We start from the raw sequence: 25,109 nt of genomic DNA on the forward strand, positions 1-25,109 counted from the left end.
GGAACTAGAAGCTAACCTTCACGCCGAACTGCATCGTTCGCGGGTCGCGAACTGCACTGATACGCCCGAACAACGTGCTGGTGTTGTTAAGACTCGAGAACGATCGAAAATTGACCCAGTTGAAGATATTGAACGACTCCGCTCTTAACTGCACTGCAAAGCGCTCACCGAAGCGTATGTTCTTCGCAAGGGTCAGGTCAACACGCCGCGTTCCGGGCCCGTTCACACTGCTTCGGGGTGTGTTGCCCATTTGGTTCGGCCACAATCCGAGCAAACGTGTGTTTTCAGTATTGGTCGGGTTCCTCTGGATGCATGCTGTATTTATGTACTGCTGCCACGTACCGGCACCGCCTGAATTCACATCACACAACGTGATGGGCCGTGCGGCCGGATTCGCATTGATGAGGCCCGTACCCGCAGGATCAAAGTTCGACGTCGTGATGGTGAACGGCAATCCCGTCATATAACTGACGATGCCCGACATCTGCCAGCCGCCGAGGAACTTGCCCGCGACACCTTTCTGCTTTCTAAAGAACGGAAGCTCATAAACGAAGTTCACGTTCAGAATGTGCCGGCGGTCGAGCGTTGCTCTGCCCCACTCGGCATCGATGTTGTACGGATCCTGTGGAGAATTCGACCGGTCAGAGGCATTATTCGTGAGGTTCTTCGACCACGTATAAGCCAGATTGACCTGCGAGGCACCGCTGAACCGCTTTTGAGCAGAAACCTGAAGGCTGTGGTAGTTAGAGCCGTAACGCGGTTGAACCATCGCGATCGATCTGAAACCCTTAAAGGGCCTGATCTGATCGAGGATCAGGATATCGGTCGTGGTACCATTCGGATTTTCCGGAGCAGAAGAGGTGTTTCGAAAAACGTATCCCGGATTTTGGCATGGAACCAGCGTCGGTGCCGGCGACTGGCCGTAATAAGCAGTGCCTCGTGCACACATAGTGTTCAATGCCTTGCCGGGAACGATATCATTCATTTCGGTCAGACCGATGAGATTTGTGCCCTTTGACCCGAAATATCCTACCGTGAACATCGTGCTTTTTCCAAGCTGTTGCTGAAAATCAAGCGACCAATGCTGCATATACGGCGTCTCCCAATTCGACTGCACGGCGCGAAGGCTCTGTACGGTCGTTGTTGCTGAGAGGCCGAATGCCGGTGAATCAAGGCTCGTCGCTGTCGGATTCACAGCAGTAACCTGATACGGCGGATTAAGGCCGATGTTCTGCAGGAACGTACCGTTCAGCACCTGCTCGTGATAGATCCCGTATCCGGCACGGATCGAGGTCATACCTTTGCCGAACGGATCCCACGCAATACCGACACGCGGAGCGATATCCTTCTTGCTCACATCCATCACGAACTTCCCGTATGGAGATTGCGTCGGCTGGCACGGAATGCCGCCCGCCCCAACCTGATAGTTCTGCGAGTTAACGATAACGCCGTTACACCAGTTTCCGTTCGCAACACCCGTGACATTCAGTACACGAACACCGGCACCGGTAACTTGCGGTGCATTGGCTGCACTCCAAAGACTCGGAACGAAGTTCGACAGGCGTCCGTTCTTGTCCCACGGTGACCCGAAGAAGGAGTAGCGGGCACCGATATAGAACGTCATATTCTTTCGGAATTTCCATTCGTCCTGAGCGAAGCCTTCAAACGCCATCTGGCGCAGATCGGCCGTGTAGTCAAAACTTGCTTGAGAGAATCCGTTGGCCGGCACATTTCCAACCAAGAAATTCGCCCAACGTTGATATGTCTGATTAGCCGTACTGCTGGTAACACCCGATGCAAGCGTTGCGGACCAAGAGCTGAATAGGCCCTCATTGCTTCCTGCTAAAGCATTCTCATTCTTGCGATACTTTGAGTAAGTAGCGCCGAATTTCATTATGTGATCACCGGTCACCCAAGTAACGCTTCCGCTCGCATTACCCTTCCATGAAAAGTTGTTGTACGGGCCAAAGCTCGTAAGATTTGCGAGACCTAGGCCGCTGATCGACGGCACACGGTCGCGTTGGTTGACGAATGGCAGTGTGATAGGCACCTGCGTGTTCGCAAGAGCGAGCAAACCGATATTCTTGCTAAGGATCGCTCCATAACCGAATGTATATCGACCATCGATGATCACGTTAGGCGACACAACGTAGGTCAACTGAACCGTATGCGTCCTTCCCGGAGAATTCGTTGAGGTGGTTGAAACACCCGGAAGGCCGCCGCCGCTTGAGAACAGCGAATTACCATCGATCGTCGGGATCTGATCACGCTCATAGCGATAATAACCGGACAGCTTGCTGCTGAAACTATGGTCAACCTTGATGATCTCTTGCTGGAAATCAGAGACATTTCTGATCGAAGTTATCATTCCGAACGGATTCGTAGCCGTTGCGGCATTTGGTAGAGGAAGCTGCTTGTAAATACCGTTCAAATAGGCAAATGCCGCTTGGCTGTACATTGCAGCCGGGATCGGTGTTCCTGCGGGAAGGCGGCCCGGATTGCCAACGGTACAATTTTCTGCCGGCACCCAAACCCTAGCGATACAAACATCGATCGGGAAAACACCGTTGCGCATGTCGGCGGTCGGAACATTTACCGTCGATGCGGCTGAGAAGCGGCGATCCTTCCTGAACTCTTGCGAGAAGAAGAAGAACGTCTTGCTCCAACGTCCAAAATGTCCGTCCTCAGGGTCGCGTTCACCGAACTTCAAGAAATAGACAGGGCCGCTCAGCGTCCAGCCATAATCGTTGTACCGAAACGGTGCACGGCGAGCCTTTCCGTCGGAATTCCTTCCGAACGGCGGGCTTGCTAGAGTGTTTACGAGAAAATTATTCGCGTTAAAGGCATCGTTACGAACAAACTCGTACGCAGATCCATGGAACTTCGATGAACCGGAACGTGTCACGATATTGACCTGGCCGCCGCCGCTTCGCCCCGATTCTGCGGGATAGAGCGAGCGGAGAACTCTGAACTCACCTATCGAGTCCAAGCTAGGATAAGCTTGAATGGTGATGTTCGAACCGCGGTCGGTAACGTCCGCACCATCGACAGTGTAGGTATTCTGACTGCTGCGCCCGCCGTTGACGGAAATGTTTATGGTGTTTGCCTGACCGTCGGGGTTGGTGGTACCGGTATAGACCTGATCGGAAAGATCATTCGAGACACCCGGAGCGATTGCGATCAACTGTACCCAATTGCGGTTGTTCAATGACAATTCACGCACCTGATCACCGTTGATCGTGGTTCCGGTCGTCGGCGTCGAAAGTTCTACGCCGACCGAGTCCGCGTTAACGGTCACCGTCTCATCGATACGGCCGGCTTCCAATTGAATGTCAACTGTGCGCCGCGCACCTACATCTACCTTTATCCCATCGGTAACCGACTTTTTGAAATTCGGCGCTTCGACGGTCATACGGTAGGTGCTGACCTGAACATTGGGTATCGAAAATGCACCGGCCCCGTCGGTGGTAACGGTTCGAACCGTTGCATTCCCTTTCGATGGGTCTGACAAAACAACCGTCGCACCGGCAACGGAGCTGCCATTATTGTCCTTGACGGTTCCTACTATGCTGGCGGTTATCTCCTGAGCAAAGCTCATCCCGACAAAGCATACCGACAGCATTAACGCTGCTGCGATCGATACAAGATTTTTCTTACTCATAACTCTCCATCCTGTGTCAGAAGTCTATTCGTTGATCCAATTTGCCATAAGAAAACGTTAAGTATTCGGCAAGGTATTCAAATTTTCGTTATTGCCGTTAGTACGTTATTTTGCACTGTTTTGACAAAGCAGTTAAGGGAGAACTAATTGTAACGAAAATGTGAAACTTAAAAACCTTATAACCCCAAAGCGGTCATTTGTAAAGCAGATACGGTGCCTTGCGTGAATTAAATTCATCTTTTCCCGACCGAGCCAATGCTTCGATCTCCTTCGGATCTGCACCTGAAAGTAGGGCCGAGAACGCATCATCGTTTACAAGAAGCCTCGAAAATTTCGCTGGCTGCCATGTTTCCGGAAATAACTTTCTAAGAGCAGCCGCCACCTCGATGCCCGTCATGAACGAATTGAATGCCGAGCGATCCGTGATAATGATGTTTATCCCGCTGCACTTCTCGCCCTTGAAAACCGATGCTTTCGGCGTGAAATCAACAGGCACGAACCGTACGCCTTTGATCGAGCGGCTGTTCAGATACGCGGCCAGCTTCCGGTCGTCGATCCAAGGGGCACCGACGACCTCGAACGGCGTATCGGTTCCGCGGCCGACACTGACATTCGTCGTCTCCAGCAAGCCGATGCCGGGATAAAGCGTCGCTTGTGTAAGCGAACGCATATTGGGGCTTGGGTTTACCCACGTCTGGCCCGTTTGGTCGAACCACATCACGCGCCGCCAACCCTCCATCTTAACCACCTCAAGATCGGCACCGATCTTGAGCTCGGAGTTCATCATCAAGCCGAGTTCGCCTATAGTGAGGCCGTATCGTACCGGTACGGTGTGCGCCGCGATGAATGAAAGCTTGTCGGCATCGGCCGTCGGCCCTTCGGCATTGATGCCGTTGATCGGGTCGGGGCGATCGAGGATATACACCTTCTTATGTGCCTTTGCGGCCTCTTCAAGGATATTCTTCAGCGTCGCCGTATAAGTATAAAAGCGCGTCCCTACGTCCTGTATGTCGTAAACGAACGCATCAATGTTCGCGATCTGCTCGGGCGTCGGCCTTCGCGTCTCACCATACAGCGAATAGATCGGCAAACCGGTCTTTGCATCCTTGTCATCTGAGATGTTTTCTTGGTCGAGTTCGCCGCGGATGCCGTGCTCGGGGGCGAACAGCGCCGCGAGCGTTATATTCTTTGCACCGAAAAGGATATCGATCGTTGGTGTTCCGTTGAGGCTTCTGCCCGTTTGATTGGTTACGAGGCCGATACGCTTGCCTTCAAGCTGTCTAAAACCGTCGCGAGCAAGCACATCAATGCCGTTCAGAACGGCCGCGGTTATCGGAACCCGGATCGGTTCGGGTGAATTGCCGTCAACACGCCTCTTGTACTCGATAAACGCCGGTATCTGTGCACCGATACGAGCAGCATAGTTGCTTTCCGCGTTACCGACCACTGCGAAGGGAGTGTCTTCTACGGCCGCAGCGGCGCTCGTCGCGATCTTTGCACGCAGCGGCGTAACATCGCCCTTACCGTTCGGATGAACCCTGTTTGAAAGGAATACGACGAACGTTTTCGTGGTCGGATCTATCCAGATACTTGTCCCCGTAAAGCCCGTATGGCCGAACGAGCCAAGCGGGAACAGGTCGCCGCGATTTGACGAAAAGCCGGTGTTAATGTCCCAGCCAAGTCCGCGTGCCGCACCGTCTTCGCTGACCACCACGGGCCGCATCATCATCGCGACAGTTTGGGCCGAAAGAATACGAGTCCCGTCAGAACCCGGAGCGATAGCGGCACGGTCTTTCCTAAGCTGCTTTCTCGGAACACGATCGCTGCCGCTACCGGTACTGACTTGCTCCGGCGCCACACCGCCATTCAGCAGCATCTGACAAAACCGTGCCAGATCGTCCGCCGTTGAAAAAAGCCCTGCGTGACCCGCGACACCGCCCATCCTGAATGCCGTCGGATCATGAACGCGGCCTCGAACGATCTCGCTGCCCTGAGTCTCCGTTCCATCGAACGTTGCTCCCAAATAGTTTCCTTGACCTCTGACATCCTCCGTGGGAGCAATGCGATCAAACCTTCCCCCCAGCGCAAGTGTCTGCTTTGCACTATACTGATCAACCATTTTGTCGCCGGGATCGAATGGAAAAAATAGAGTGTCGTTGGTCAGAAAACGTTTGGAGATCCGCGAGAAAAATATATGTTCCGATTCGCCGCTGATCCTTTGAACTATCTCCCCGAGAACGATAAACCCGATGTCCGAATAAACGAACTTTGTTCCCGGCGGCGTGCGGAGTTTCTCCTTCTTCAATGCGGCGAGCATTCCTTCGCGGCCTGTCCATTTTTCTTTTAGGTCGAAATCAGGAGCGTAGCCCGAGGTGTGCGTGAGCAGCTGCCCGATAGTGACGCTTTTTGCGGCGGGATCGTCGATGTCGGAAATGTATTTGCCGATGGTGTCATTGAGCCGCAGTTTGCCGTCCTCGATGAGCTTCATAACGCATGTCGTGGTGGCAACGACCTTGGTCAGCGATGCGAGGTCGAATATCGTGTCGATCGTCATCGGCTCGACATTAGGCACGAGCGAACGGTTGCCATAGGCTTTTCGAAAAACGATCTTGCCGCGATGCCCGATCAGCACGACGGCACCCGGCAGTTTTTTGTCCTTTATGTCCTGCTCGACAAGCGCGTCGATCTGCGCGAGCCTTTCCGCCGACATCCCGACGGACTTGGGCTTTGCGGTCGGCAGCCCTTGCCCCGAAATATCAAACGCAGACAGACACAGGCAAACGCAGATCAGAAAGAGAGCCGACTTAATTTGTGAAAACCCGTACATTCGATCTTTACCTGCAGTTCGTTACTTCTTCGCCTTAAGCTCTTTCTCACGAGCCTCGAAACTCTCTTTGCAGAGGCGGACGAACTCCTTTGTGATCGGCGAAAAGTAGCCGCCGCGCAATCGCGCAAGCCCTAATTCCCAATTGATCTGCGCGCCTTCGATGAGCCATGAAACGAGCCTGCCTTCACGGATCTCACCGGCAATGGTCTTTGCGCCTGCAGTTCCGACACCCATGCCGTTCTCGACCATCTGGTTGACCGCTTCCTGACGCGATAGTTCCATAACAATATTCGGCCTGACGTTCGCAGCATGAAAGAAATCATCGATCATCCTGCGTGTGTTGCCGCCGCGCTGTCCGAGAATCAGTTTCTCGCCCGCCAGCGCCGCTGCGGAAATGTACCTCTCATTCGCCAAGTGGTGCGACGGATGAGCGATCGCGACGATCTCATCGCTGAAAAGCAGGTCGGTCGTAACAGATGAATTATCGACCGGCAGCGACACGAATGCGATATCGACCTCGCCATGCATTATCTTATCGACCAAGGCCTGGCTCGTACCCGTTGTTACCGTAAGTTCGGCATACGGATAAAGTCCGCGAACATCCTGGAGAATATGCGGCAGCTGCTGAGCCGCAAACTCGGCGGATGCCGTGCCTATCCGCAGGCGCCCGTGTTCGGCCCCGGCGATCTCGGCGATCTCGGCAAGTGCGGTATCGTGTTCGCGAAGGATCTTTCGAGCTCGATCCAGCAGACACTCACCTGCTTCGGTCAAGATCACCCGTCGAGGTGTTCGCGTAAAGAGCGGAAGCCCGACCTCGTCCTCGAGTTGTTTGATCTGCATTGATATCGCTGCCTGCGTTACATCAACGCGGCGGGCTCCTGCCGTGAACGTCTTTGCCTCGGCTATCGCCAGGAACGCTTTTAGCTGTCTGATCTCCATAGCGGTACGATTAGGATTACTTATTAACTCTATAAACTCTGTTAAATTTGATTATATGTCAAGTTTCCGTGAGGATATGTGCGAAGGGGCTAAGTCCCGGCGAGACCGAACGGCCTATGCCAAGATCCCCACATCTTTCATCCGATCCTGCGTTTCAACTCTATCTTGGAGTTGACGGCGGCGGCACGCGAACATCTGTTGCGCTGATGAATCACAAGCAGGAGATCGTCGGCCAAGCAGTAGGCGGCCCTTCAAATCCGCTTCGCGTAGGCGTTGAAACCGCCGTCGCAAATATCGCGAATGCACTCGACAGAGCCTGCGACGCTGCGAATGTGTCTCGCGGGGATATCGTTGCTGCCACGCTCGGACTTGCCGGCGTAAGACGCCGCGATATTCGGGCCCGTGTAAGGGACAGTTTTATGGCCCGTTTCCGGCTCAAGACACTGACCGTTGTTACGGACGCCGATATTGCCCTCTTCGGCACGACCCTTGGCGAAGCAGGCTTGGTCATCATCGCCGGAACAGGTTCTGCTTGCATGGGAGTGAATACTTCCGGGCGCCGTGCTATGGCGGGCGGCTGGGGGCCGATCGCCGGAGACGAAGGCGGCGGCCGAGGTATCGCCGGAGATGCCCTTCATCGGATCGCAAAGGCCTCAGATGGCCGCGGCCCCGCAACGAAACTCAGCGAGCGGGCTGCGGAGTATTTTCGTGCGTCAAGCGCCGAGAATTTGATAGGCGCGATCTATTCGCCGCAGATGGACAACAGCCGAATCGCAGGATTTGCCGAACTTGTGGTTAAAACCGCGCTTGAGGGTGATAATATCGCCGTTGCGATAATCAATGACGCGGCACACGAACTTGCTGAAGCGGCCATCGCGGTGATAAGAGAACTTGGGCTTGAAAAAACGGAATTCCCGATCGGCTGTGTCGGCAGCGTATTCAAAGCAGGAAGGATCCTTACTGATCCGATCAAGCGGATCATTTCGGCCGTCGCTCCGGGAGCTGCGCTTGCTGAGCCACAAATGCCGCCCGCACAGGCGGCGGCTTTGATGGCTCTGAACGACTTTGCCGCATTGAAATAGACACTATGCTGCCGGTAACCGAGCAAGAGAATACTGCGACCGCAAATATCGATAAGGCCTCGACGATCGACGCCCTTCGTCTGATAAATGACGAAGATTACCTCGTCGCGGCAGCGGTACGAAAGGCCCTTCCGGATATTGCGTCGGTGATAGACCGTGTCGTCGAACGTATCAAGCTCGGCGGCAGGCTTTTTTATGTCGGCACGGGCACGAGCGGACGGCTCGGTGTACTCGATGCAAGCGAGCTTCCTCCGACCTTCGGTGTCCCGTATGAACTTGTGCAGGGCGTGATCGCGGGCGGCATAGACGCTCTCTACAAAGCGGTCGAGGCGAGTGAAGATGATCGGGATGCAGGAGCACATGACCTTGCAAGCCGCGGCCTAACGGCACTCGATTCAGTAATAGGCATAGCGGCCTCAGGCCGCACCCCTTATACGATAGGAGCGGTCGCATCTGCTCGAATGCTCGGCTGCTTCACCGCGTGCATCACATGCGTCCCCAATTCGCCTGTCACAACGGCCGCCGAGATCGCCATTGTGATCAATGTCGGGCCTGAAGCGATCACAGGCTCGACCCGTATGAAAGCAGGCACCGCACAGAAGATGGTATTGAACATGATCTCGACCGTCGCCATGATAAAACTCGGCTACGTGACCGGCAACCGCATGACAAATGTGCGTGCGGCCAATGACAAACTGCGTGACCGTGCCGTACGTATCCTGATGCACGAGGTCGAAGGCCTCAGTCGTGCTGATGCGTCGGCGATCTTAGAAGAGAACGGATACTCGATCGGAAACGCGATCGAATCATTGAGAAAGGGATGACCGAACTATGCAACTGCTCGATCTGATCATCATTTTCGGGTACCTGATCGGTATCACGGCATTCGGCATCTTGTTCTCGGGCAAGCAAGAAACGACCGAGGACTATTTTGTTGGCGATCGCAATGTCCCGTGGTGGGCGATCGCAATGTCGATCGTCGCAACGGAGACAAGCACTATCACGTTCGTTTCCGTTCCGGGCATCGCGTTCGCGAAGAGCGGCAACTTTCAATTCCTGCAGCTTGTCTTCGGGTATATGCTCGGCCGCATTGTCATCTCGGTCATCTTCATACCGCTGTACTTTAAGGGCGAGCTTCAAACCGTCTATCAGCTGCTCGGTGACAGGTTCGGTTCATCGGTAAAGATGCTCGCTTCGGCGCTCTTCGTCATTATGCGGAATGTCGCCGACGGCGTTCGGCTCTTGCTGACCGCGATAGTGCTTGCTGCCGTTTACAAGTCGTTCGACCCTGCTGCCGACGCGAACACGATAATAATCGCCTCGGTGATACTGCTGGGCGTAGTGATGATCGTTTTCACATTCTATGGCGGCATGGAAGCGGTCATTTGGGTCGAGGTCGTTCAGCTCGTTATCTATATCGGAGGTGCTGTGGCTGCGGGCGTTGTGCTCATACAACACATTGACGGCGGATTCTCGGGTGCGATCTCGCTTGGTGAACAGTTCCACAAGTTCAGTGTTTTTGATTTCGGGCTGGATATGACAAAGGCGTTCACGTTTTGGGCGGGCCTGTTCGGCGGCTGCTTTCTGACGATGTCAACGCATGGCACCGATCAATACCTCGTTCAACGTTATCTGTGCACAAGCAAGCCGCTTTCCGCCGCAACAGCTTTGCTTTCCAGCGGAGCCGTCGTACTTGCGCAGTTCATCGGATTTCTTTTCATCGGCGTTCTGCTGTTCGCTTTCTATGCTCCTTTCAACTCGCCCGAATATGCGCAGGCCGGCGTCGCGGGCAGTTCGTTCACAGCAAATTTCCCGTTCCTGAAAGGCGACCAGGTATTTCCGGATTTTATCACGCAGCATATGCCTGCGGGACTGTCGGGATTGGTAGTAGCGGCGATCTTTGCGGCGGCGCTGTCGTCGTCACTTAATTCTATCGCAGCGACTGCCGTCAATGACCTCTACAAGCCTTTTCGTCCCGAAAGCTCCGACCGGCATCTTGTTCGTCTCGCCGGCTGGCTGACCGTTATCGTGGGTATCGTTCAAATAGTTGTCGCAATAGCCTTTATGAACACCGGAGAATCGGCCCTCAATCTGGCCTTATCGGTCGCATCGCTTATCAACGGGCCGGTGCTTGGCGTCTTTCTCGTCGGTACATTTATGAAAAAGGCCAATGAAAAGCATGCGCTCGCCGGGATGTTGGTGAGTATAGCAGTTATGCTTTACGTTCTGTTGGCAACGAAACTCGCTTGGACGTGGTATGCCCTGCTCGGCAGTATTATCACACTTGCTGTTGCATTCATTGCGTCGCTCATCATACCGTCAAAGAATGAGATATCTGCTTAGCCTTGTACTTGTAACGCTGTTGCTCGCGAATTCTGCCGCAGATCCAGTTCGGGCGCAGGCTTTACCGCGCTTCGAGCCGAGCAAGAAGGCATGGCGAGAAGCTGATAAGTTACTTAAAAAGATGACGGTAGCCGAAAAGGTGGGCCAGTTGATCCATATCGGCATTAACGCAAGGTTCGCCAATCAGGACAGTGCCTTTTTTCAGGGATTAAAGCGGCAGGTCGCTGATAACAAGATCGGCGGTATCATCTTTTTTGGTGCCCCGATCTACGAGACGGCGATTCTCGGCGATCGTATGCAGGAGAATGCGGCGATACCGCTGCTGCTCTCTCTCGATGCGGAGACCGGCATCGGAATGCGTTTTGAGGATGCGACTAATCTGCCTTGGGCTATGGCGATGGCAGCGGCCGGCGACCCTGAACTCGCCCGAAGAGCAGGCATCGTAACCGGACGCGAGGCAAAGGCTCTCGGCATTCGCCACGTTTACGCACCGGTGTTCGACGTGAACAACAACGCTGCAAATCCGGTGATCAATGTTCGCTCGTTCGGTGAGGATCCGGCCGATGTTGCCCGCTTCGGTGTCGCCTTTGCCAAAGGCGTGCAGAGCCAACAAGTGCTCGCGACCGCAAAGCACTTTCCGGGACACGGAGACACGGCGGTCGATTCGCACCGCGGGCTTCCGATCATCGATCTGCCGCGTGAACGTCTCGACAAAGTGGAGCTGTTCCCTTTCAAGAAGGCGATCGAAGCCGGCATCGCCTCAGTAATGGTCGGGCATATTGCTCTTCCGCAGATCGACAACGAGCAAATAAAACCGCTGCGTGAATACAAAGGCGGCGATGCTGAAGCTGGCTCCGAGATCGTCGATCAAACGGCCACGATACCTGCAACGCTTTCGGAAAAGATACAAACAGGCATCCTGCGCAATGAGCTTGGATTTAAGGGATTGATCGTATCTGACGCTATGTCAATGAGCGGCCTGACATTGTATTTTACTCAAGAGGAAGCCGCCGTCCGGGCTTTTCTTGCGGGCACCGACATCCTTGAAAAACCGTCAGATCCCGATGCGATGATCCGCGGCCTGTCCGAAGCGGTGGCAAGCGGCCGCATTCCGTGGTCGAGGCTTGATGATTCGGTGCGTCGGCAGCTTGCATGGAAATTCGAGCTTGGGCTGTTCAAGGAAAGGTTCGCAAATATAAACCGACTCGATCGCATCATCTCGACGCCGGACGTCACAGAGCTTAGCGATGAGATCGCAGGCAAGGCGATAACGCTAGTGCGGAACGATGCGGATGCCCTGCCGATCGACGCGACAAAAAAGACGGTCCTTTTGGGTTTCTCGAATGGCTTTGATGGTCCTGTAACGATGGCGCCGTTCAATTCCGCCGCAAAGCGGCTCGTTCCCGAGGCGAAAGACCTGGCATCCTTTTATCTGCAGGAAAATTCTCTTGCCGAAGAATTTGCGGCCGCTCGCAACGCAGCGATGTCCGCCGATTCGATCGTCGTGGCAATGTACGGGCGTGTACGCAGCGGTGCAAAGAACAGCGTCGGCATACCCGAAGCAGGCGCGTCGATCGTGCGCGGTTTGCTTGCGGCCGGAAAGAATGTGATCGCCGTGAGTTTTGGCAACCCTTATATCCTTTCATCGTTCCCCGAGCTTCGCACATACATCGTGTCGTACGGCGATATGCCGAGCCTGCAGCGCGCGACCGCTCAAGTCCTGTTCGGCCGCCGAAATACGATGGGAAAGCTGCCGATCACATTGCCCGGGCTGTATCCGCGCGGAACAGGCCTCAGTTTAGATACTGTCGAACCTCTCTCTTTGCCGCGTCCCGCATTTCCTGCGGCCGCAAGGGCTGTGGCTGCTGCGGGAGATGTCGCGATCCAGATTCTGATCGATGGCAGCGGTGCCGTAACATCAACTCGCGTGTTATCCGGACATCCGCTATTACGAAAGGCGGCTGAAAAAGCGGCTGAAAAAGCGCGTTTCAGATCGGACGGACGGACGCATCTGATCGTTCTGACCTATAGGTTCTTCGTTACTGATAAACCGCCAAAGACGGATCCCGCCGGATCGTTTCATGAGGTCCTTGTTTCGGACGACCACTTGGTTACCGCAAGATGAGTACGAAAGCTTTCTGGTCTCATAATACTTCTCTCTCGTTGATCGACGGCCGCTTACACCTTGACGGGATCGATGCGGTCAAGCTTGCACGAGAGTACGGCACTCCTCTTTTTGTCTTTAGCGAGGCAAGGATCAGACATAACATTGCCCGACTGAGGCAAATAGGCGACGTGCTGCCCACGCCGCTTAAGATCTGTTACGCCGCAAAAGCGATGTCAACGATGGGCGTCCTTCGCGCGATACGCGATGCGGGCATTGACATAGAGGTCAATTCGGGCGGAGAACTTTGGAAGGCTTTACAAGCCGGTTTTTCAGGCCGGCAGATCATCTTTAACGGTACAAGCAAGGAGGCTTGGGAACTCGAACTTGCGATCCGAAATAACATTTACGCAATACAAGCCGACTCCCTTTACGAACTCACGCTGATCGAAGGAACGGCGCAACATCTCGACATGAAAGCAAATGTCAGCCTGCGTCTTGTGCCGGAGATCGAATCAAAAACGCATTCAGGATTGCAGACCGCCTTGCTCACGTCGAAGTTCGGTATGATGCCTAACGAGGCGTTAGAAGCCTTCGCAAAATACAGATCATCGAGCAACCTCAACTTGTGCGGCATCCACCTGCACGTCGGCTCACAAAATTCCGACCCGACCGTTTATACGGAGGCCCTCAAGGTTCTCTGCAATATGCTTGTCCGGATACGTACAGAGCTAGGCATCGACCTCGAACACATAAATCTCGGCGGCGGCTTCCCGGTCGATCATCTTGGCGAAGCATCGCCCGTAATGCAGCCCGAGCAACGCGGTTTGCTCGCCGCTGATTACGAGCCTTACGCAGCGATCGCATCTGCTTGGCACGAGGCCGCTGAGAGCCACGCTGTCAATGATCTTACGGTCTTGATCGAACCGGGCCGCAGCATCATCGCCGATGCGGGCATTTGCCTGACGACCGTTCGCAACCGCAAGACACGGCCGGTCAGCGCCGATGCCGCTTCGGCCGATGATGAGCACTGGCTGCTGACCGACGCAGGTTTCAACATCCTCCTTTCAATGGAAACCTACAAGTGGTACTACCATTTGATCTCAGCTGAGCGGGCAGGCGAGCGGCACGATTCGCCGTACAAGCTGGCAGGCCCGCTTTGTGACGGCGGCGATGTCTATTTTGATATCGAAGGCGGAATGAGACTGCCCGATCACAGGCTGCTTCCCGAGAATGTCCGGCCGGATGAGATACTCGCACTGCTCAACTGCGGAGCCTATTCGCTCGCACAGGCGTCACAGTACAACGGCCGGTTCCTGCCCGCCGTTGTGTTGATAGATATTGCGGGACTTCCGAGACTGATACGAAAGCGCGACACCTTTAACGACCTCGTAAATAACGACATTTGACCGCTAAGCGAACTTTTGCATCGATCGGGCGACCGCCTCACGCTCGCCGTCGCCGAATTCAAGCCCGTCCTCACCGTACAGATCGGAGAGATCGGCAATGAGCGATGCCTGCGAGCTTTCATCCCGCACATCGGCGATAACAGCAAGGTTTTGTAATGCCGCTTCGCGAGCGGCATCGGCACGGCCGCGTGCAAAATACCGTGCGGCGACCTCATTCAGAAAATGGGAACGCGATGTCGCCTGAGGCAGCGATCCTATCTGTTCGGCGGCGCTCGCTAAAAGATCGGCGGCAGATTCATCATCATTCGACCGAAGCTTTGCATCGCTCATTGCAATGATGGTTTCAAGCCTCACAAAAGGCTCTGCGATCCGTTCGAGTGCATTTTGTGCAAGTTCGCCGGCATTCTGCGTGCTGAGGATCTGAGCGATCTGCGACAGCGCACTGTCGCGTTCGGACGGATCAGTTATCTCCTCGGCAGCTTGCAGGTCCTTTTCCGGCACTGCGAATCCTGCATATTGCACGGCAACCGACGACATCAGCGCATTCTTTGCCCTTGTATCCCGCGTCTCGATCTCACGCTGCGAACAAAGAACCTGATAAGCGTCATCGAGCGTCTCAACGGCTTGCTCCTTTTGATCCCGCCGCCACTCGTCCCGGGCAAACCCGACCAGCGTAGATGCGATCTGGGTCTTATCGGTTATCAAGTCCAGCGTCTCATCCGCAAGGTCCTCGTCACCTGCATAGATGAACCCCAAAGCACAACCCGAAAACAGGTGATCGCGGTGAATATTATCGAGTGCTGACGTATGCTCACGCGCGGCCGCAAAGGCCTTTACCGCCAAGTCATTTCGCCCCGCTTGAACAAGAACATTGCCGATCTCGCATATCGAAGTTATGCGTTCCTCATCATGTTCGATCTCCTCGGCATCAATGAGGGCCTGTTCAAGACACTTAAGTGCCGCATCCGTTTCGCCTGCCTCAACTCGCGCCGATGCGATCGCACGCAATGCCCATACACGCGATGACGGAAATGAAATGGCAGCGACATCTTTCATCGTCTCGTGTATATTGCCGTCCGCCGCTGCCTTCACCGCGGACGCGGCCTGTACACGATCGGGATGGAGCAATTGTCCGGCAAGCCCGTTCGCCGCCTCGGCCTCGCCCTTCTCGACCTTGATCAATGCTATGCGTTCGAGTGCATCGAGGCGGAGTCCTTCGTCGTCCACCGCATCGGCCAACTGCAGCGCGTACTCGTCGTCGTCGATCGACGCGCAAGCCTCGGCGACCGAGGTCAGCAACTTGTCGCGTGAGAACGGATCGACAACGGCGTTCGCCAATTCCGCCGCCAGATCTACCTCGCCACGCTTCGAGAGTCTCGGCACGACGGCGAGCATTGCGGTACTGCGGCCGTCAGCGCTGTTGATCCGTTCACCGATAAAAGCGGCTGCATAGAGCAGGTCGCTTTCCGCCTTGTCCCGTGAAATAAAAAGGTCTGACATTATTCTCTCGCACTGAAAACGAGCCGTATCGACTCCGGCATCCAATCGTTCAGACCGGCGGCGACCGCACGGGCTCCTGCGGAACGCAATTCGTTTGCCGCAACCGTATTTGCAACGCCCAACGCCTGTAAACCCGCACCGCGCGCAGCGGTGATGCCCGGCGGCGTATCCTCGATGGCAAGGCATTCGGCGTGTGCCATCGGCGAGTGTCCCTTGAACGTACGTGCCGCATCAAGAAGACGGAAACCCTCGCGGTAGCACGTTGGATCGGGCTTGCACTGCTCGACCATTTCGGCGCTGACGATCGCGGAAAAATGCCGGCCGAGGCCGCTGCGATCGAGTATGTGATCGATCTCGCGACGCCTCGACATGCTGACGATCCCGATCTCGAACTCGCGGGCCATCTTCTCGATGAAATTCTCGATCCCGTCGAAAAGCGGTATCTCGCGATCGACCGCCGCCTTCCAAGCGGCAAATTTCGCATCGATGATCTCATCGGCCTTGCCGTTCGGCGCGGCTTTACCGACACGCTCGAAGGCAGCTCGGACAAAAGCTTTGTCATCCATACCGAGCGACGCCATATAGTCGGCCTCGGTCAAGTCGATATCGTATTCCTTCAATATCTCTTGATATGCCTTCATTTGTATAGATTCGTCATTGATTATGACGCCGTTAAAATCCATTAAGATTGCTTTGATCATATCTACGTTCTCACCTTTGCGGCCTCAACCCAACAGCTCTTCGCCAAGCATATTGCCTCGACCGAGAATGCCTCGCGGGTCGAATGCTTTTTTTATCGCAGCGATCTCGTTAAGGTAGCGTTCGCCCATCATCGCCGCGAGAAAATGACGTTTGAGTTTGCCGATGCCGTGCTCGGCAGAAACGCATCCGCCCAGCATAATGGCTTGAGCGATGCACCGGCCGTAAATATTTCTTGCCCGTACAGCGTCCTCATCATTCCGCGGCAGAAGGTTCGCGTGCAAATGGCAATCGCCTATGTGTCCGAAGATCACATATTCCATGCCGCTGTCCGCGAGGATCTCACGATAGAACTTATGGAACGAAGCGAAATTCACATCCGGAACTGCCATGTCCGTGCCGACCTTCTTTTGCTTATTGCGAACGACACGCTCATTCACCGAGACCGGCAAAGCATGGCGGAACGCACGCATCTTTTCAAGATCCTGCTCATTTGTGCCGAACCATGAACGGTCGAGATCGGCATTGTGTTTTTCGAGCAGTCGGTTCCATGATCCCAACAACAGGTCTTCGTATTCGGCGGTCGTCTCCTGCTCAAAAAAGACAGCACCGGCCATACCGCGTGGTGTCTCAGGAAACTTCTCAGTGATGAAATTCAACGCATTATCGTCAAAGTATTCCAGAAGTGCCGCATCGAATGGCGCTCGGCCGCTCTGATCGTTATCGGCCTTGTTCACCGATCGTGTCTGATAGGACAGAACCCTCGCTTCATCGACAAATGCCGTCAATTCGGCATTGCTCCGAAAGAAAACGATACCGCTGAAAAAGCTTTGCGGCTTTGGCACGAGCCGCAGTTCGGCCTCAACGATCACGCCAAGCATCCCTTCGCTTCCGATAAAAAGGTCGATAGCATCGAACGGCCGCGAGTTGAACAGTCCGCTGACATTTTTTCGGACGTTGGGAGGCTCATACGTAGGCAAGGCGAACTCGATGCTGCGGCCGCTCTCAGTATGAACCGTAAGGCTTTCGCCGCTGCCGACAATTTCGCCTCGCCGAAGGTCAAGAACATCACCATCCGCAAGAACGATCCGGATCCTTTCGACAAACTCGCGCGTTGCTCCGTATTTGAAGCTCCTTGCCCCTGACGCATTGGTCGCAATCGTTCCGCCGATCTGACAGCTCCATTCCGTCGGATCCGGCGGATAGAACAGTCCCTTAGCTTCGACAGCCTTCTGAAGATCCGCGAGTATCACGCCCGATCGAACAACGGCACGCAGAGTATCGGCGTTAATGTCAACGATCCGGTTCAGCCTTTCGATCGACAATACCGCGCCGCCGAAAGGGATCGCGCCGCCGACCGTACCGGTTCGCGCTCCCGAGACGGTAACCGGCACAGCATTGTCGTTCGCCTCGCGAAGATATCTTCGTATCTCATCCTCCGACGCCGGAATGAATATTTGTTCGGCATAGCCGCCTCGCATATTACTTGCGTCGGTCAGATAGTTCTCAATGTCGTCGCTTTGGGTTTTGACTTGCATTATCGTCGCCGGCCCCAAAAAAGGCCGCAAGTGAGAATCTTAACTTATCGAATAATTTCCGCATAATCCGCAATATTTTCTTCGCATAATTTGTCGTAATATCCGATGCGGTCTAGAATCGATCCCTATGCCGATGAACTCCGAATTCAACGAACTGCTGCAAATATTACGGAACCGCTTTAAGCAAAACACGGCCCGACACAATGGCCTCGACTGGAAGGATGTCGAGACAAAGCTCCTCGCAGACAGCAGGAAGCTGTTCACGCTCAGCGAAATGGAGAGGACCGGCGGCGAGCCGGACGTAGTCAGTATCGGCGGATCGAGCGGCGAATATGTATTCGTGGACTGCTCACCTGAAAGCCCCAAAGGACGCCGAAACGTCTGCTATGATCAGGATGCGCTTGACTCACGAAAAGAGCATAAGCCGAATAGCAGTGCCCTCGAGATGGCAAAACAGATCGGAATAGAACTGTTGACCGAACAGCAATATGCCGAACTGCAATCGGTGGGCGCATTCGACCAAAAGACCTCAAGTTGGATAGCTACGCCTGCCGATGTCCGAAGCCTCGGCGGTGCATTGTTCGGCGACCGGCGATTCGGCAGGGTCTTCACATACCACAACGGCGCAGGTTCTTACTATTCCGCACGCGGCTTCAGGGGGTCGCTGCGGGTATAGAAAACCTGTGACGAAAGGATGTCGGCTTTGCAAAGCCCCGCTTATTGATACTCAAGCTGTCTTTCGCGCAGGTATTTGAGCTTGTCACGTATCTCGGCCGCCTGCTCGAATTTCATATCCTTTGCCGCTGCACGCATATCGTGTTCGAGCTGTGTAATGGTCTCTTTCAACTGCTTTGGCGAATATTCTTCGAACTGATCGATCTCAAGCGGCACCTTGAAATAATCAGCTTCATACGCCGTCACGAGCGTTGCTTCGACCGGTTTTACGATCGTCTTCGGCGTAATGCCGTGCTCGGCATTGTACTCTTCTTGAATGGATCGGCGGCGCAGCGTCTCGCCGATCGCATACTCCATTGAACCGGTGATCTTGTCCGCATAGAGTATGACCGTGCCGTCAGAGTTACGCGCCGCACGCCCCATCGTCTGTATCAGCGAACTCTGCGAACGCAAGAAACCTTCTTTGTCAGCGTCAAGGATCGCCACCAGCGAGACCTCAGGCAGATCGAGGCCCTCACGGAGCAAATTTATGCCGACGAGCACATCGTGTTCGCCGCGACGCAGATCACGCAGTATCTTTATGCGTTCAAGTGTATGGATGTCGCTGTGAAGGTATGCCACCTTTACGCCGACCTCGGCAAAATATTCACTGAGGTTCTCGGCCATTCGCTTTGTCAGCGTCGTTACAAGAACCCGTTCATTGCGTTCGGCCCGCGTGCGGCATTCTTCGAGAAGGTCATCGATCTGCCCTTTGACCGGCCGCACCTCGACCTTCGGGTCGAGAAGCCCTGTCGGGCGGATTATTTGCTCGACAACCTCGCCGCCCGACCTCCGCAGCTCGTACGGCCCGGGCGTCGCGGAAACATAGATCGTCTGGCCGACGCGCTCCTCGAATTCCGAGAAACTGAGCGGTCGATTATCCTTTGCACTCGGCAGCCGAAAACCGTATTCGACAAGTGTCCCCTTTCGAGATTGGTCGCCCTTGTACATCGCTCCGAGCTGCGGAATGGTCTGATGCGATTCGTCGATGACCATCAAAGCATTGGACGGTAAATAATCGAGCAGCGTAGGCGGCGGTTCGCCCGGCTTCTTGCCGGTAAGATGCCGTGAATAATTCTCGATGCCGCGGCAAAAACCCATTTCCTTGATCATCTCAAGGTCATACATCGTCCGCTGATGCAGCCGCTGCGCTTCGACGATCTTTCCTTCTTCAACGAGGAATTTCTCATGGATCTCAAGCTCTGCTTTAATGGTTTGAACGGCAGACTTGATCGTTTTTCGCGACATTACATAGTGGGTTTTCGGATAGATCGGCACACGGGACTCATGTTTGTAAAGAACCTCGCCCAAGAGCGGATCGATCGTCGAGATCGAATCGATCTCATCACCCCAAAATTCAATGCGATATGCCTGATCCTGATAGCTCGGGTAAAGTTCGACAACATCGCCGCGTACTCGGAATGTGCCGCGTTCAAAATCTATATTGACCCTTTCGTATTGAAGCTCTACGAGCCGTTTGAGCAGGTCCTCACGCTTGATCTGCTGGCCGGGCTCAAGAAAGATGAGCATCCCGTAATACGCATCCGGATCGCCCAAGCCATAAATGCAGGAGACGGACGCCACGACAATTACGTCGCTGCGCTCGAATAAAGCACGCGTCGCGCTTAGGCGAAGCCGGTCTATCTCCTCGTTGACCGTCGCTTCTTTTTCGATATAAAGGTCGGCTGCGGGAACATACGCCTCGGGCTGGTAATAATCGTAATACGAGACGAAATATTCAACCGAATTTTCCGGAAAGAATGTTTTGAACTCTTGATATAGCTGTGCCGCGAGCGTTTTGTTGTGGGCCAACACAAGCGTCGGACGCTGAACCTGTTCGATCACATTCGCGATCGTGAACGTCTTGCCGCTGCCGGTTATGCCAAGCAGCACTTGATCCTTCTCACCTGAATTCAGGCCATTGACCAAATTGCGGATCGCCTCAGGCTGGTCTCCTTTCGGCTTGTTTTCAGAAATGAGACGAAATTGCACACTTCGATCATATCGTATCAAGGCAGTGGGAGCAAAAAGGCCGCAGAGACGATCGAATGTCCGTTAATTGATGGAAACCGTCAGTGTAAAACGGTCGCGCGTCCGGCAATTATTTGTGACCCATATATCGTTGTCACCGCGGTCGGTCGTGTAACTCAGCGACGTCGAACCGTCATTGAATTTAATGCATCCGCTTCGCGAACTGATGTTGGCGGTCAAATACTGCCCTCGAGCGGCTGAAAGCAGATATTGGCGCTGTATCCTTCCGTTCAGGACGCCCGAGACGGTCGCCGAAGTACGCCCGCGAGCAAAGCGGATCCTTGTTTGAGCCGTGACCTCAGTTACCGCAGAGACCCCTAAAAGAGCAATGGTCAGTGCTATCACCGTTTTCCTTAAGAACATATGAACACCTCCGTAAATTTACTGCACCGGCGTGCAAAAAAAATGGAACCTGAGAAGTGTACGTTAGAACACGTCTCAGGTTCAAATCCGATGCAATGGATGTCCGACCTTTAGGCGACCACTGCTCTCCGGTCATCGAGCATCTCTTTTATTTGTTCTCTTATCTCATCCGAGATGTTGGGATCGCCGCACAATTCATCGAGTTTCTCGTAAACCTTATCGTCCGGAACACTCTTAAGCGTGTGGATCAGTGCAAATTTGATGCGTTGATCGGAAACATTGCGTAAAGCATCAAAGATCTCTTCGACCTCACCTGACCGTATCAATAATCCGACTAGCGCGAACGCCTCATAGGCGATCTTCATATCCTGATGTATCAGCCTCTCGAACGATCGCTTCACAATATCGGCTTCGGCGGCCGCGCGTGCGGCCTGCCGCATTCTGTATTCATCGTGGCTTGCGATAATACGTTTCCACGAATCAGCCCGATCGAATTTCAGCCTGAATAGGCCTCGGGCCGCCGCCGCCCGCACCTCACGGGAAGGATCGGCACAAGCAAGCAGGATAACCTCGAATACGGATTCGTGATCCATCTCAGCCAGCGTGGTAACGGCCCGCGATCGGAGATTTGACGAGATATCGTACAGAGCGATCTCCGAGAGTGCCTCAACCGAATTACGGGTCTTGAACTGAGAAAGTATCTTCAACGCCAGTTCGCGGATCATCTCATCATCCTCGTCCTCTTCGCTGACCTGTTCGATCGCACTCAGCAGTGCCGGATCGCTCGATATCGGAAGCTGGGTGAATGGCCTCGGCTCATTTAGCTGTAAGAACGAATTGATCGGAAGCTGGTTATATTGATGCTTTCTGAGCCGGGCCTGAAATGCTTTTGTATCAAGATGCTCATCTTTCCCCGCCGAATCATCCTTTTCGGCACTTTTCATTCGGATCCCGATCTTTTGCCGATCAGGGCGTTTCGCATTGGGATCCTTCCTGACCTTGCGGAACATCTTGAGTTCTTGTTCGATATCTACCACCTGATTATCGAGTCCGGCAGCACCGGAACCCACAAGGCGATCCTCGTAATTGTACCTTATGGAACTGCTCTTACCCGGATCGGCCTGCTTGCCGCGTCTATAGAAAACGAATGCGACGCCGGCCAACACGACCGTCGCCCCTATGAGTACAGAGATCGTCTCGCCGCCGTCCATACCGCTGCCGTCCTGTCCGAAGACCGAGGCAGAGAGAGCTGTTAATGACAATGCGGAAATAAAACCAAGTTTGGTAAGTCTATGAGTGAACATATTGATGTCGGAGTGGAACGCGGGTTTCGCAGGGGTTCCGGAGGTGATTTGCCGGCTCGCAGCATCTTGCCGTCCAACCGAACATTTTCTATTATGCATCTTTTTCATGCGGTTGTCACTATCTTTCAACCGTGTTAGTAATAGTTGTAACTCAACGCGGGTTCCTGAAAATTTTACAAATTCTAATTTTTTTGGCCCATTGCTTTGATATTACAATCGCTATTTGGAGTTGCAGTAATTATGTTCTCGCAAGCCGGATCAGAAAAAATAGATATCCCGGGGCTAAAACTTCTTCATCAAGGCAAGGTTCGCGACGTCTTTGAGGTGGACTCAGATCGGCTTCTGCTCGTCGCAACCGATAGGATATCGGCTTTTGACGTCATTTTTCCGACGCCTATACCGAATAAAGGCATTATCCTGACGCAAATGTCGGCATTCTGGTTCCGAAAATTGCGCGGCATAAGCGACGACCACTTTATTTCGGCAGATATTCGTGAAATGGGCATCGAACTGCCGAAAGAAATGTCGGGCCGCTCGATGCTCTGTAAGCGCACAAAGGTCTTCCCTGTCGAATGTGTCGTTCGTGCTTACCTCGAAGGCTCCGGTTGGAAGGAGTATCGCGAGAGCGGTTCTGTCTGCGGCAACCGACTTCCGACGGGAATGAGACAATGCGAGAAGCTGCCGGAACCGATCTTTACTCCGGCAACAAAGGCATCACACGGCCACGACGAGAATATCGGCCTCGACACATTCTTCTCGATCGTCGGAAATGAGATCGGCGAGGAATTACGGCAACGATCGCTCGATCTCTTTAGCACGGCGAGCGAATACGCCCTCGGCCGCGGGATCATTATCGCCGACACAAAGTTCGAATTTGGTGTGGATCCGGACGGGAATATCCTTCTGATAGATGAGGTTCTGACGCCTGATTCATCGCGTTTCTGGTCGGCCTCAGCGTACGAACCGGGCCATTCTCAGCCGTCGTTCGATAAGCAGTTCTTACGCGAATATCTCGAAACGCTTGAGTGGGATAAAACGCCGCCTGCGCCCGAACTGCCGCCCAATATTGTTGACGCAACCGCCGAGCGATACCGCGACGCATACCGTATCCTGACAGGACAGCCGTTCGAACCGTAAGCAACGCCGGTCGCTGTACGCGGCGCACGGAGCATCCTGACGAAGAGCCCGACGGATCAAACGTGTTCGAGGATCTCGACCTCGTCGCCGATCCGGATCGCCGCGCCGTATGCCTCCGGTATAAGATTAAGTCCGAAGACGACGCTCTCCGGCCTTAGGCCAAGCGACTCAAAGCGCGCGGGCATGATGTTTTTTGCAAGACGATATGAAGCGAGCGTCTTGAGAGGCTCTTTTCCCGTCGAAATGCCGCTCTGCTGGTCGATCGTCGTTACAACGCAGCGGCCGGCAGGTTTACCCGCACGAAAGACAGTGTTGCCGACGCGAAGCCGCAGCCACCTATCTTCGCCGAACGCCTCAGCCCCGGCAACGACTATGCTTGGCCTGAAACGGTTCATCGGAATGGCCGCCGTTGAGTTGCCGGCCTTTTCTACAAGTTTCTTATTTACGTCTGCCAACGAGGCTTCACCGGTCAACAGCAGCGGGTATCCGTCTGCAAAGCTCACAAGGTCACCACCCTTGTTGAATCGCTCATTGACCGGCCTTCCCGCATCGTCGGGCATATAGAATAGCCTTGCTTCGAAGCCCAGCAGGCCGCTGAACCAGTTATTGATATCGTTTCCATAAGCCAACGCCTCAGATTCACTTGCCCAGACGGTAACTCTGCAACGCTCGCCGGAAGTGAGCGGTTCAATGGAAAGCGGCGCGGCCCCTTCTGCCGAGACAGTTATGCCGCTGCCATTGAGTGCAACCGAGATCGCTGCAAGCTGCGGATACTTCCGCTGTGTAAGGAAGTTGCCTTCGCTGTCGGTCAGCACCATTCGACGATCGCCGCGGAGTCCGCGAGCCTCGACGACAGCACTTTCAACAGGTATCGCCTTAAGAGCCTTTATCGGATAAACGTTGATCTCTGAAATGTGCATAACAAAGCGAAGCTGAAACTTGATAATGGTATTATCAAGTTTTCTATAGCCGCAACATCATACTTGACGGACGCTCAGAACTTCGAATATACTAGCAGTCATAGGCCGAGAGTGCTAAGAACTGTTTTCATTAGCCATTCTGCCTGTTATTTTACATTACTTTTGAAGGAGTAAACACTATGGCAACAAACATCACACCGCTTCACGACAGAGTGCTGATCAAGCGGATCGAAGATAACGTCAATCAGACCGCAGGCGGGCTTTTCATCCCCGACACTGCAAAAGAAAAGCCGCAAGAGGGCGAAGTGATCGCAGCGGGCTTGGGCAAGTACAAGGAAGACGGCACGCGTCAGACATTGGACGTCAAGGCAGGCGACCGTGTGCTTTTCGGAAAGTATTCGGGCAGCGAGATCAAGCTGGACGGCGACGAATTCATAATTATGCGTGAGGATGAGATCCTCGGCATCATCAACCGCGCGGGAGCGGCAGCGTAACGAAATTTCACTTTGAGCATCATGCTGCGGCATCAGGCCGCCGC

The 25,109-nt window shown here is 54.1% G+C and carries 18 protein-coding genes; 8 read left to right on the forward strand and 10 right to left on the reverse strand.

The window, feature by feature from the left end; all coding sequences use genetic code 11:
• Positions 1 to 4: 4 nt before the first annotated feature.
• The 3 genes from HS105_08710 to HS105_08720 all read right to left on the reverse strand — a co-directional run bounded on the left by HS105_08710 (position 5) and on the right by HS105_08720 (position 7,427).
• Entirely contained in the window at positions 5 to 3,661 is a 3,657-nt protein-coding gene (locus tag HS105_08710) for a carboxypeptidase regulatory-like domain-containing protein (GenBank protein MBE7516671.1), read from the reverse strand.
• Between the two features lie 193 nt (positions 3,662 to 3,854).
• The gene (locus tag HS105_08715; GenBank protein MBE7516672.1) at positions 3,855 to 6,488 is read right to left on the reverse strand and encodes a DUF1343 domain-containing protein; all 2,634 of its coding nucleotides are present in this window, start codon (positions 6,486 to 6,488) and stop codon (positions 3,855 to 3,857) included.
• A gap of 21 nt (positions 6,489 to 6,509) precedes the next feature.
• Positions 6,510 to 7,427, reverse strand: a complete 918-nt coding sequence (locus HS105_08720) for a LysR family transcriptional regulator (GenBank protein ID MBE7516673.1) — start codon at positions 7,425 to 7,427, stop codon at positions 6,510 to 6,512.
• A gap of 116 nt (positions 7,428 to 7,543) precedes the next feature.
• Between HS105_08720 and HS105_08725 the strand changes: the two genes are divergently transcribed.
• From HS105_08725 to lysA, 5 genes are read left to right on the forward strand one after another with little or no spacing between them, the layout of a single operon-like run.
• Positions 7,544 to 8,509 carry a hypothetical protein gene (locus tag HS105_08725; GenBank protein MBE7516674.1) on the forward strand — a complete coding sequence of 322 codons (966 nt, stop codon included), beginning with the start codon at positions 7,544 to 7,546 and terminating at the stop codon, positions 8,507 to 8,509.
• Positions 8,510 to 8,514: 5 nt separating this feature from the next.
• On the forward strand, positions 8,515 to 9,333 hold the full coding sequence (gene murQ, locus HS105_08730) for an N-acetylmuramic acid 6-phosphate etherase (protein MBE7516675.1): 819 nt from the start codon (positions 8,515 to 8,517) through the stop codon (positions 9,331 to 9,333).
• 7 nt (positions 9,334 to 9,340) lie between these two features.
• Complete coding sequence (locus HS105_08735; protein MBE7516676.1) at positions 9,341 to 10,852, forward strand: sodium/solute symporter; 1,512 nt, start codon at positions 9,341 to 9,343, stop codon at positions 10,850 to 10,852.
• Positions 10,836 to 12,977: a glycoside hydrolase family 3 C-terminal domain-containing protein gene (locus tag HS105_08740; protein MBE7516677.1), complete on the forward strand. Its 2,142-nt coding sequence runs from the start codon at positions 10,836 to 10,838 to the stop codon at positions 12,975 to 12,977. The genes HS105_08735 and HS105_08740 overlap by 17 nt, the downstream gene beginning before the upstream one ends.
• Positions 12,974 to 14,365 carry a diaminopimelate decarboxylase gene (lysA, locus tag HS105_08745; protein MBE7516678.1) on the forward strand — a complete coding sequence of 464 codons (1,392 nt, stop codon included), beginning with the start codon at positions 12,974 to 12,976 and terminating at the stop codon, positions 14,363 to 14,365. The genes HS105_08740 and lysA overlap by 4 nt, the downstream gene beginning before the upstream one ends.
• Positions 14,366 to 14,368: 3 nt before the next feature.
• Here lysA and HS105_08750 read toward each other — a convergent pair whose 3' ends face one another.
• From HS105_08750 to HS105_08760, 3 genes are read right to left on the reverse strand one after another with little or no spacing between them, the layout of a single operon-like run.
• Entirely contained in the window at positions 14,369 to 15,865 is a 1,497-nt protein-coding gene (locus tag HS105_08750) for a hypothetical protein (protein ID MBE7516679.1), read from the reverse strand.
• A complete protein-coding gene (locus tag HS105_08755) occupies positions 15,865 to 16,566 on the reverse strand; it encodes an HAD family phosphatase (GenBank protein MBE7516680.1) in 702 nt (233 codons plus the stop codon). The genes HS105_08750 and HS105_08755 overlap by 1 nt, the downstream gene beginning before the upstream one ends.
• Positions 16,567 to 16,590: 24 nt before the next feature.
• Positions 16,591 to 18,102: an FAD-binding oxidoreductase gene (locus HS105_08760; GenBank protein MBE7516681.1), complete on the reverse strand. Its 1,512-nt coding sequence runs from the start codon at positions 18,100 to 18,102 to the stop codon at positions 16,591 to 16,593.
• Positions 18,103 to 18,235: 133 nt separating this feature from the next.
• Between HS105_08760 and HS105_08765 the strand changes: the two genes are divergently transcribed.
• Positions 18,236 to 18,778 carry a DUF4256 domain-containing protein gene (locus HS105_08765; GenBank protein ID MBE7516682.1) on the forward strand — a complete coding sequence of 181 codons (543 nt, stop codon included), beginning with the start codon at positions 18,236 to 18,238 and terminating at the stop codon, positions 18,776 to 18,778.
• A 41-nt stretch (positions 18,779 to 18,819) separates the two neighbouring features.
• On the opposite strand, the gene uvrB is transcribed toward HS105_08765, so the two are convergent.
• The 3 genes from uvrB to HS105_08780 form a co-directional block, all read right to left on the reverse strand.
• A complete protein-coding gene (gene uvrB, locus HS105_08770; protein MBE7516683.1) occupies positions 18,820 to 20,808 on the reverse strand; it encodes an excinuclease ABC subunit UvrB in 1,989 nt (662 codons plus the stop codon).
• Between the two features lie 63 nt (positions 20,809 to 20,871).
• On the reverse strand, positions 20,872 to 21,210 hold the full coding sequence (locus tag HS105_08775; GenBank protein MBE7516684.1) for a hypothetical protein: 339 nt from the start codon (positions 21,208 to 21,210) through the stop codon (positions 20,872 to 20,874).
• A 110-nt stretch (positions 21,211 to 21,320) separates the two neighbouring features.
• Positions 21,321 to 22,514: a HEAT repeat domain-containing protein gene (locus HS105_08780; protein ID MBE7516685.1), complete on the reverse strand. Its 1,194-nt coding sequence runs from the start codon at positions 22,512 to 22,514 to the stop codon at positions 21,321 to 21,323.
• A gap of 240 nt (positions 22,515 to 22,754) precedes the next feature.
• On the opposite strand from HS105_08780, the gene HS105_08785 reads away from it, so the two are divergent.
• Positions 22,755 to 23,651, forward strand: a complete 897-nt coding sequence (locus HS105_08785) for a phosphoribosylaminoimidazolesuccinocarboxamide synthase (protein ID MBE7516686.1) — start codon at positions 22,755 to 22,757, stop codon at positions 23,649 to 23,651.
• 56 nt (positions 23,652 to 23,707) lie between these two features.
• Here HS105_08785 and HS105_08790 read toward each other — a convergent pair whose 3' ends face one another.
• Positions 23,708 to 24,571 (reverse strand): MOSC domain-containing protein, encoded by an 864-nt coding sequence (locus HS105_08790; protein ID MBE7516687.1) that lies wholly within the window; start codon positions 24,569 to 24,571, stop codon positions 23,708 to 23,710.
• Between the two features lie 179 nt (positions 24,572 to 24,750).
• On the opposite strand from HS105_08790, the gene HS105_08795 reads away from it, so the two are divergent.
• Positions 24,751 to 25,065 carry a co-chaperone GroES gene (locus tag HS105_08795; GenBank protein MBE7516688.1) on the forward strand — a complete coding sequence of 105 codons (315 nt, stop codon included), beginning with the start codon at positions 24,751 to 24,753 and terminating at the stop codon, positions 25,063 to 25,065.
• Positions 25,066 to 25,109 lie beyond the last annotated feature (44 nt).

This window comes from Chloracidobacterium sp., from assembly GCA_015075585.1.
Taxonomy (GTDB): Bacteria; Acidobacteriota; Blastocatellia; order Pyrinomonadales; family Pyrinomonadaceae; genus OLB17.

Coding starts and splice junctions, on each gene's coding strand:
- HS105_08725 (MBE7516674.1), top strand. CDS start 7,544: ATGCCAAGATCCCCACATCTTTCATCCGATCCTGCGTTTCAACTCTAT.
- HS105_08765 (MBE7516682.1), top strand. CDS start 18,236: ATGAACTCCGAATTCAACGAACTGCTGCAAATATTACGGAACCGCTTT.
- murQ (MBE7516675.1), top strand. CDS start 8,515: ATGCTGCCGGTAACCGAGCAAGAGAATACTGCGACCGCAAATATCGAT.
- HS105_08750 (MBE7516679.1), bottom strand. CDS start 15,865: ATGTCAGACCTTTTTATTTCACGGGACAAGGCGGAAAGCGACCTGCTC.
- HS105_08710 (MBE7516671.1), bottom strand. CDS start 3,661: ATGAGTAAGAAAAATCTTGTATCGATCGCAGCAGCGTTAATGCTGTCG.
- lysA (MBE7516678.1), top strand. CDS start 12,974: ATGAGTACGAAAGCTTTCTGGTCTCATAATACTTCTCTCTCGTTGATC.
- HS105_08715 (MBE7516672.1), bottom strand. CDS start 6,488: ATGTACGGGTTTTCACAAATTAAGTCGGCTCTCTTTCTGATCTGCGTT.
- HS105_08740 (MBE7516677.1), top strand. CDS start 10,836: ATGAGATATCTGCTTAGCCTTGTACTTGTAACGCTGTTGCTCGCGAAT.
- HS105_08780 (MBE7516685.1), bottom strand. CDS start 22,514: ATGTTCACTCATAGACTTACCAAACTTGGTTTTATTTCCGCATTGTCA.
- HS105_08755 (MBE7516680.1), bottom strand. CDS start 16,566: ATGATCAAAGCAATCTTAATGGATTTTAACGGCGTCATAATCAATGAC.
- HS105_08785 (MBE7516686.1), top strand. CDS start 22,755: ATGTTCTCGCAAGCCGGATCAGAAAAAATAGATATCCCGGGGCTAAAA.
- HS105_08760 (MBE7516681.1), bottom strand. CDS start 18,102: ATGCAAGTCAAAACCCAAAGCGACGACATTGAGAACTATCTGACCGAC.
- HS105_08735 (MBE7516676.1), top strand. CDS start 9,341: ATGCAACTGCTCGATCTGATCATCATTTTCGGGTACCTGATCGGTATC.
- HS105_08720 (MBE7516673.1), bottom strand. CDS start 7,427: ATGGAGATCAGACAGCTAAAAGCGTTCCTGGCGATAGCCGAGGCAAAG.
- HS105_08790 (MBE7516687.1), bottom strand. CDS start 24,571: ATGCACATTTCAGAGATCAACGTTTATCCGATAAAGGCTCTTAAGGCG.
- HS105_08775 (MBE7516684.1), bottom strand. CDS start 21,210: ATGTTCTTAAGGAAAACGGTGATAGCACTGACCATTGCTCTTTTAGGG.
- HS105_08795 (MBE7516688.1), top strand. CDS start 24,751: ATGGCAACAAACATCACACCGCTTCACGACAGAGTGCTGATCAAGCGG.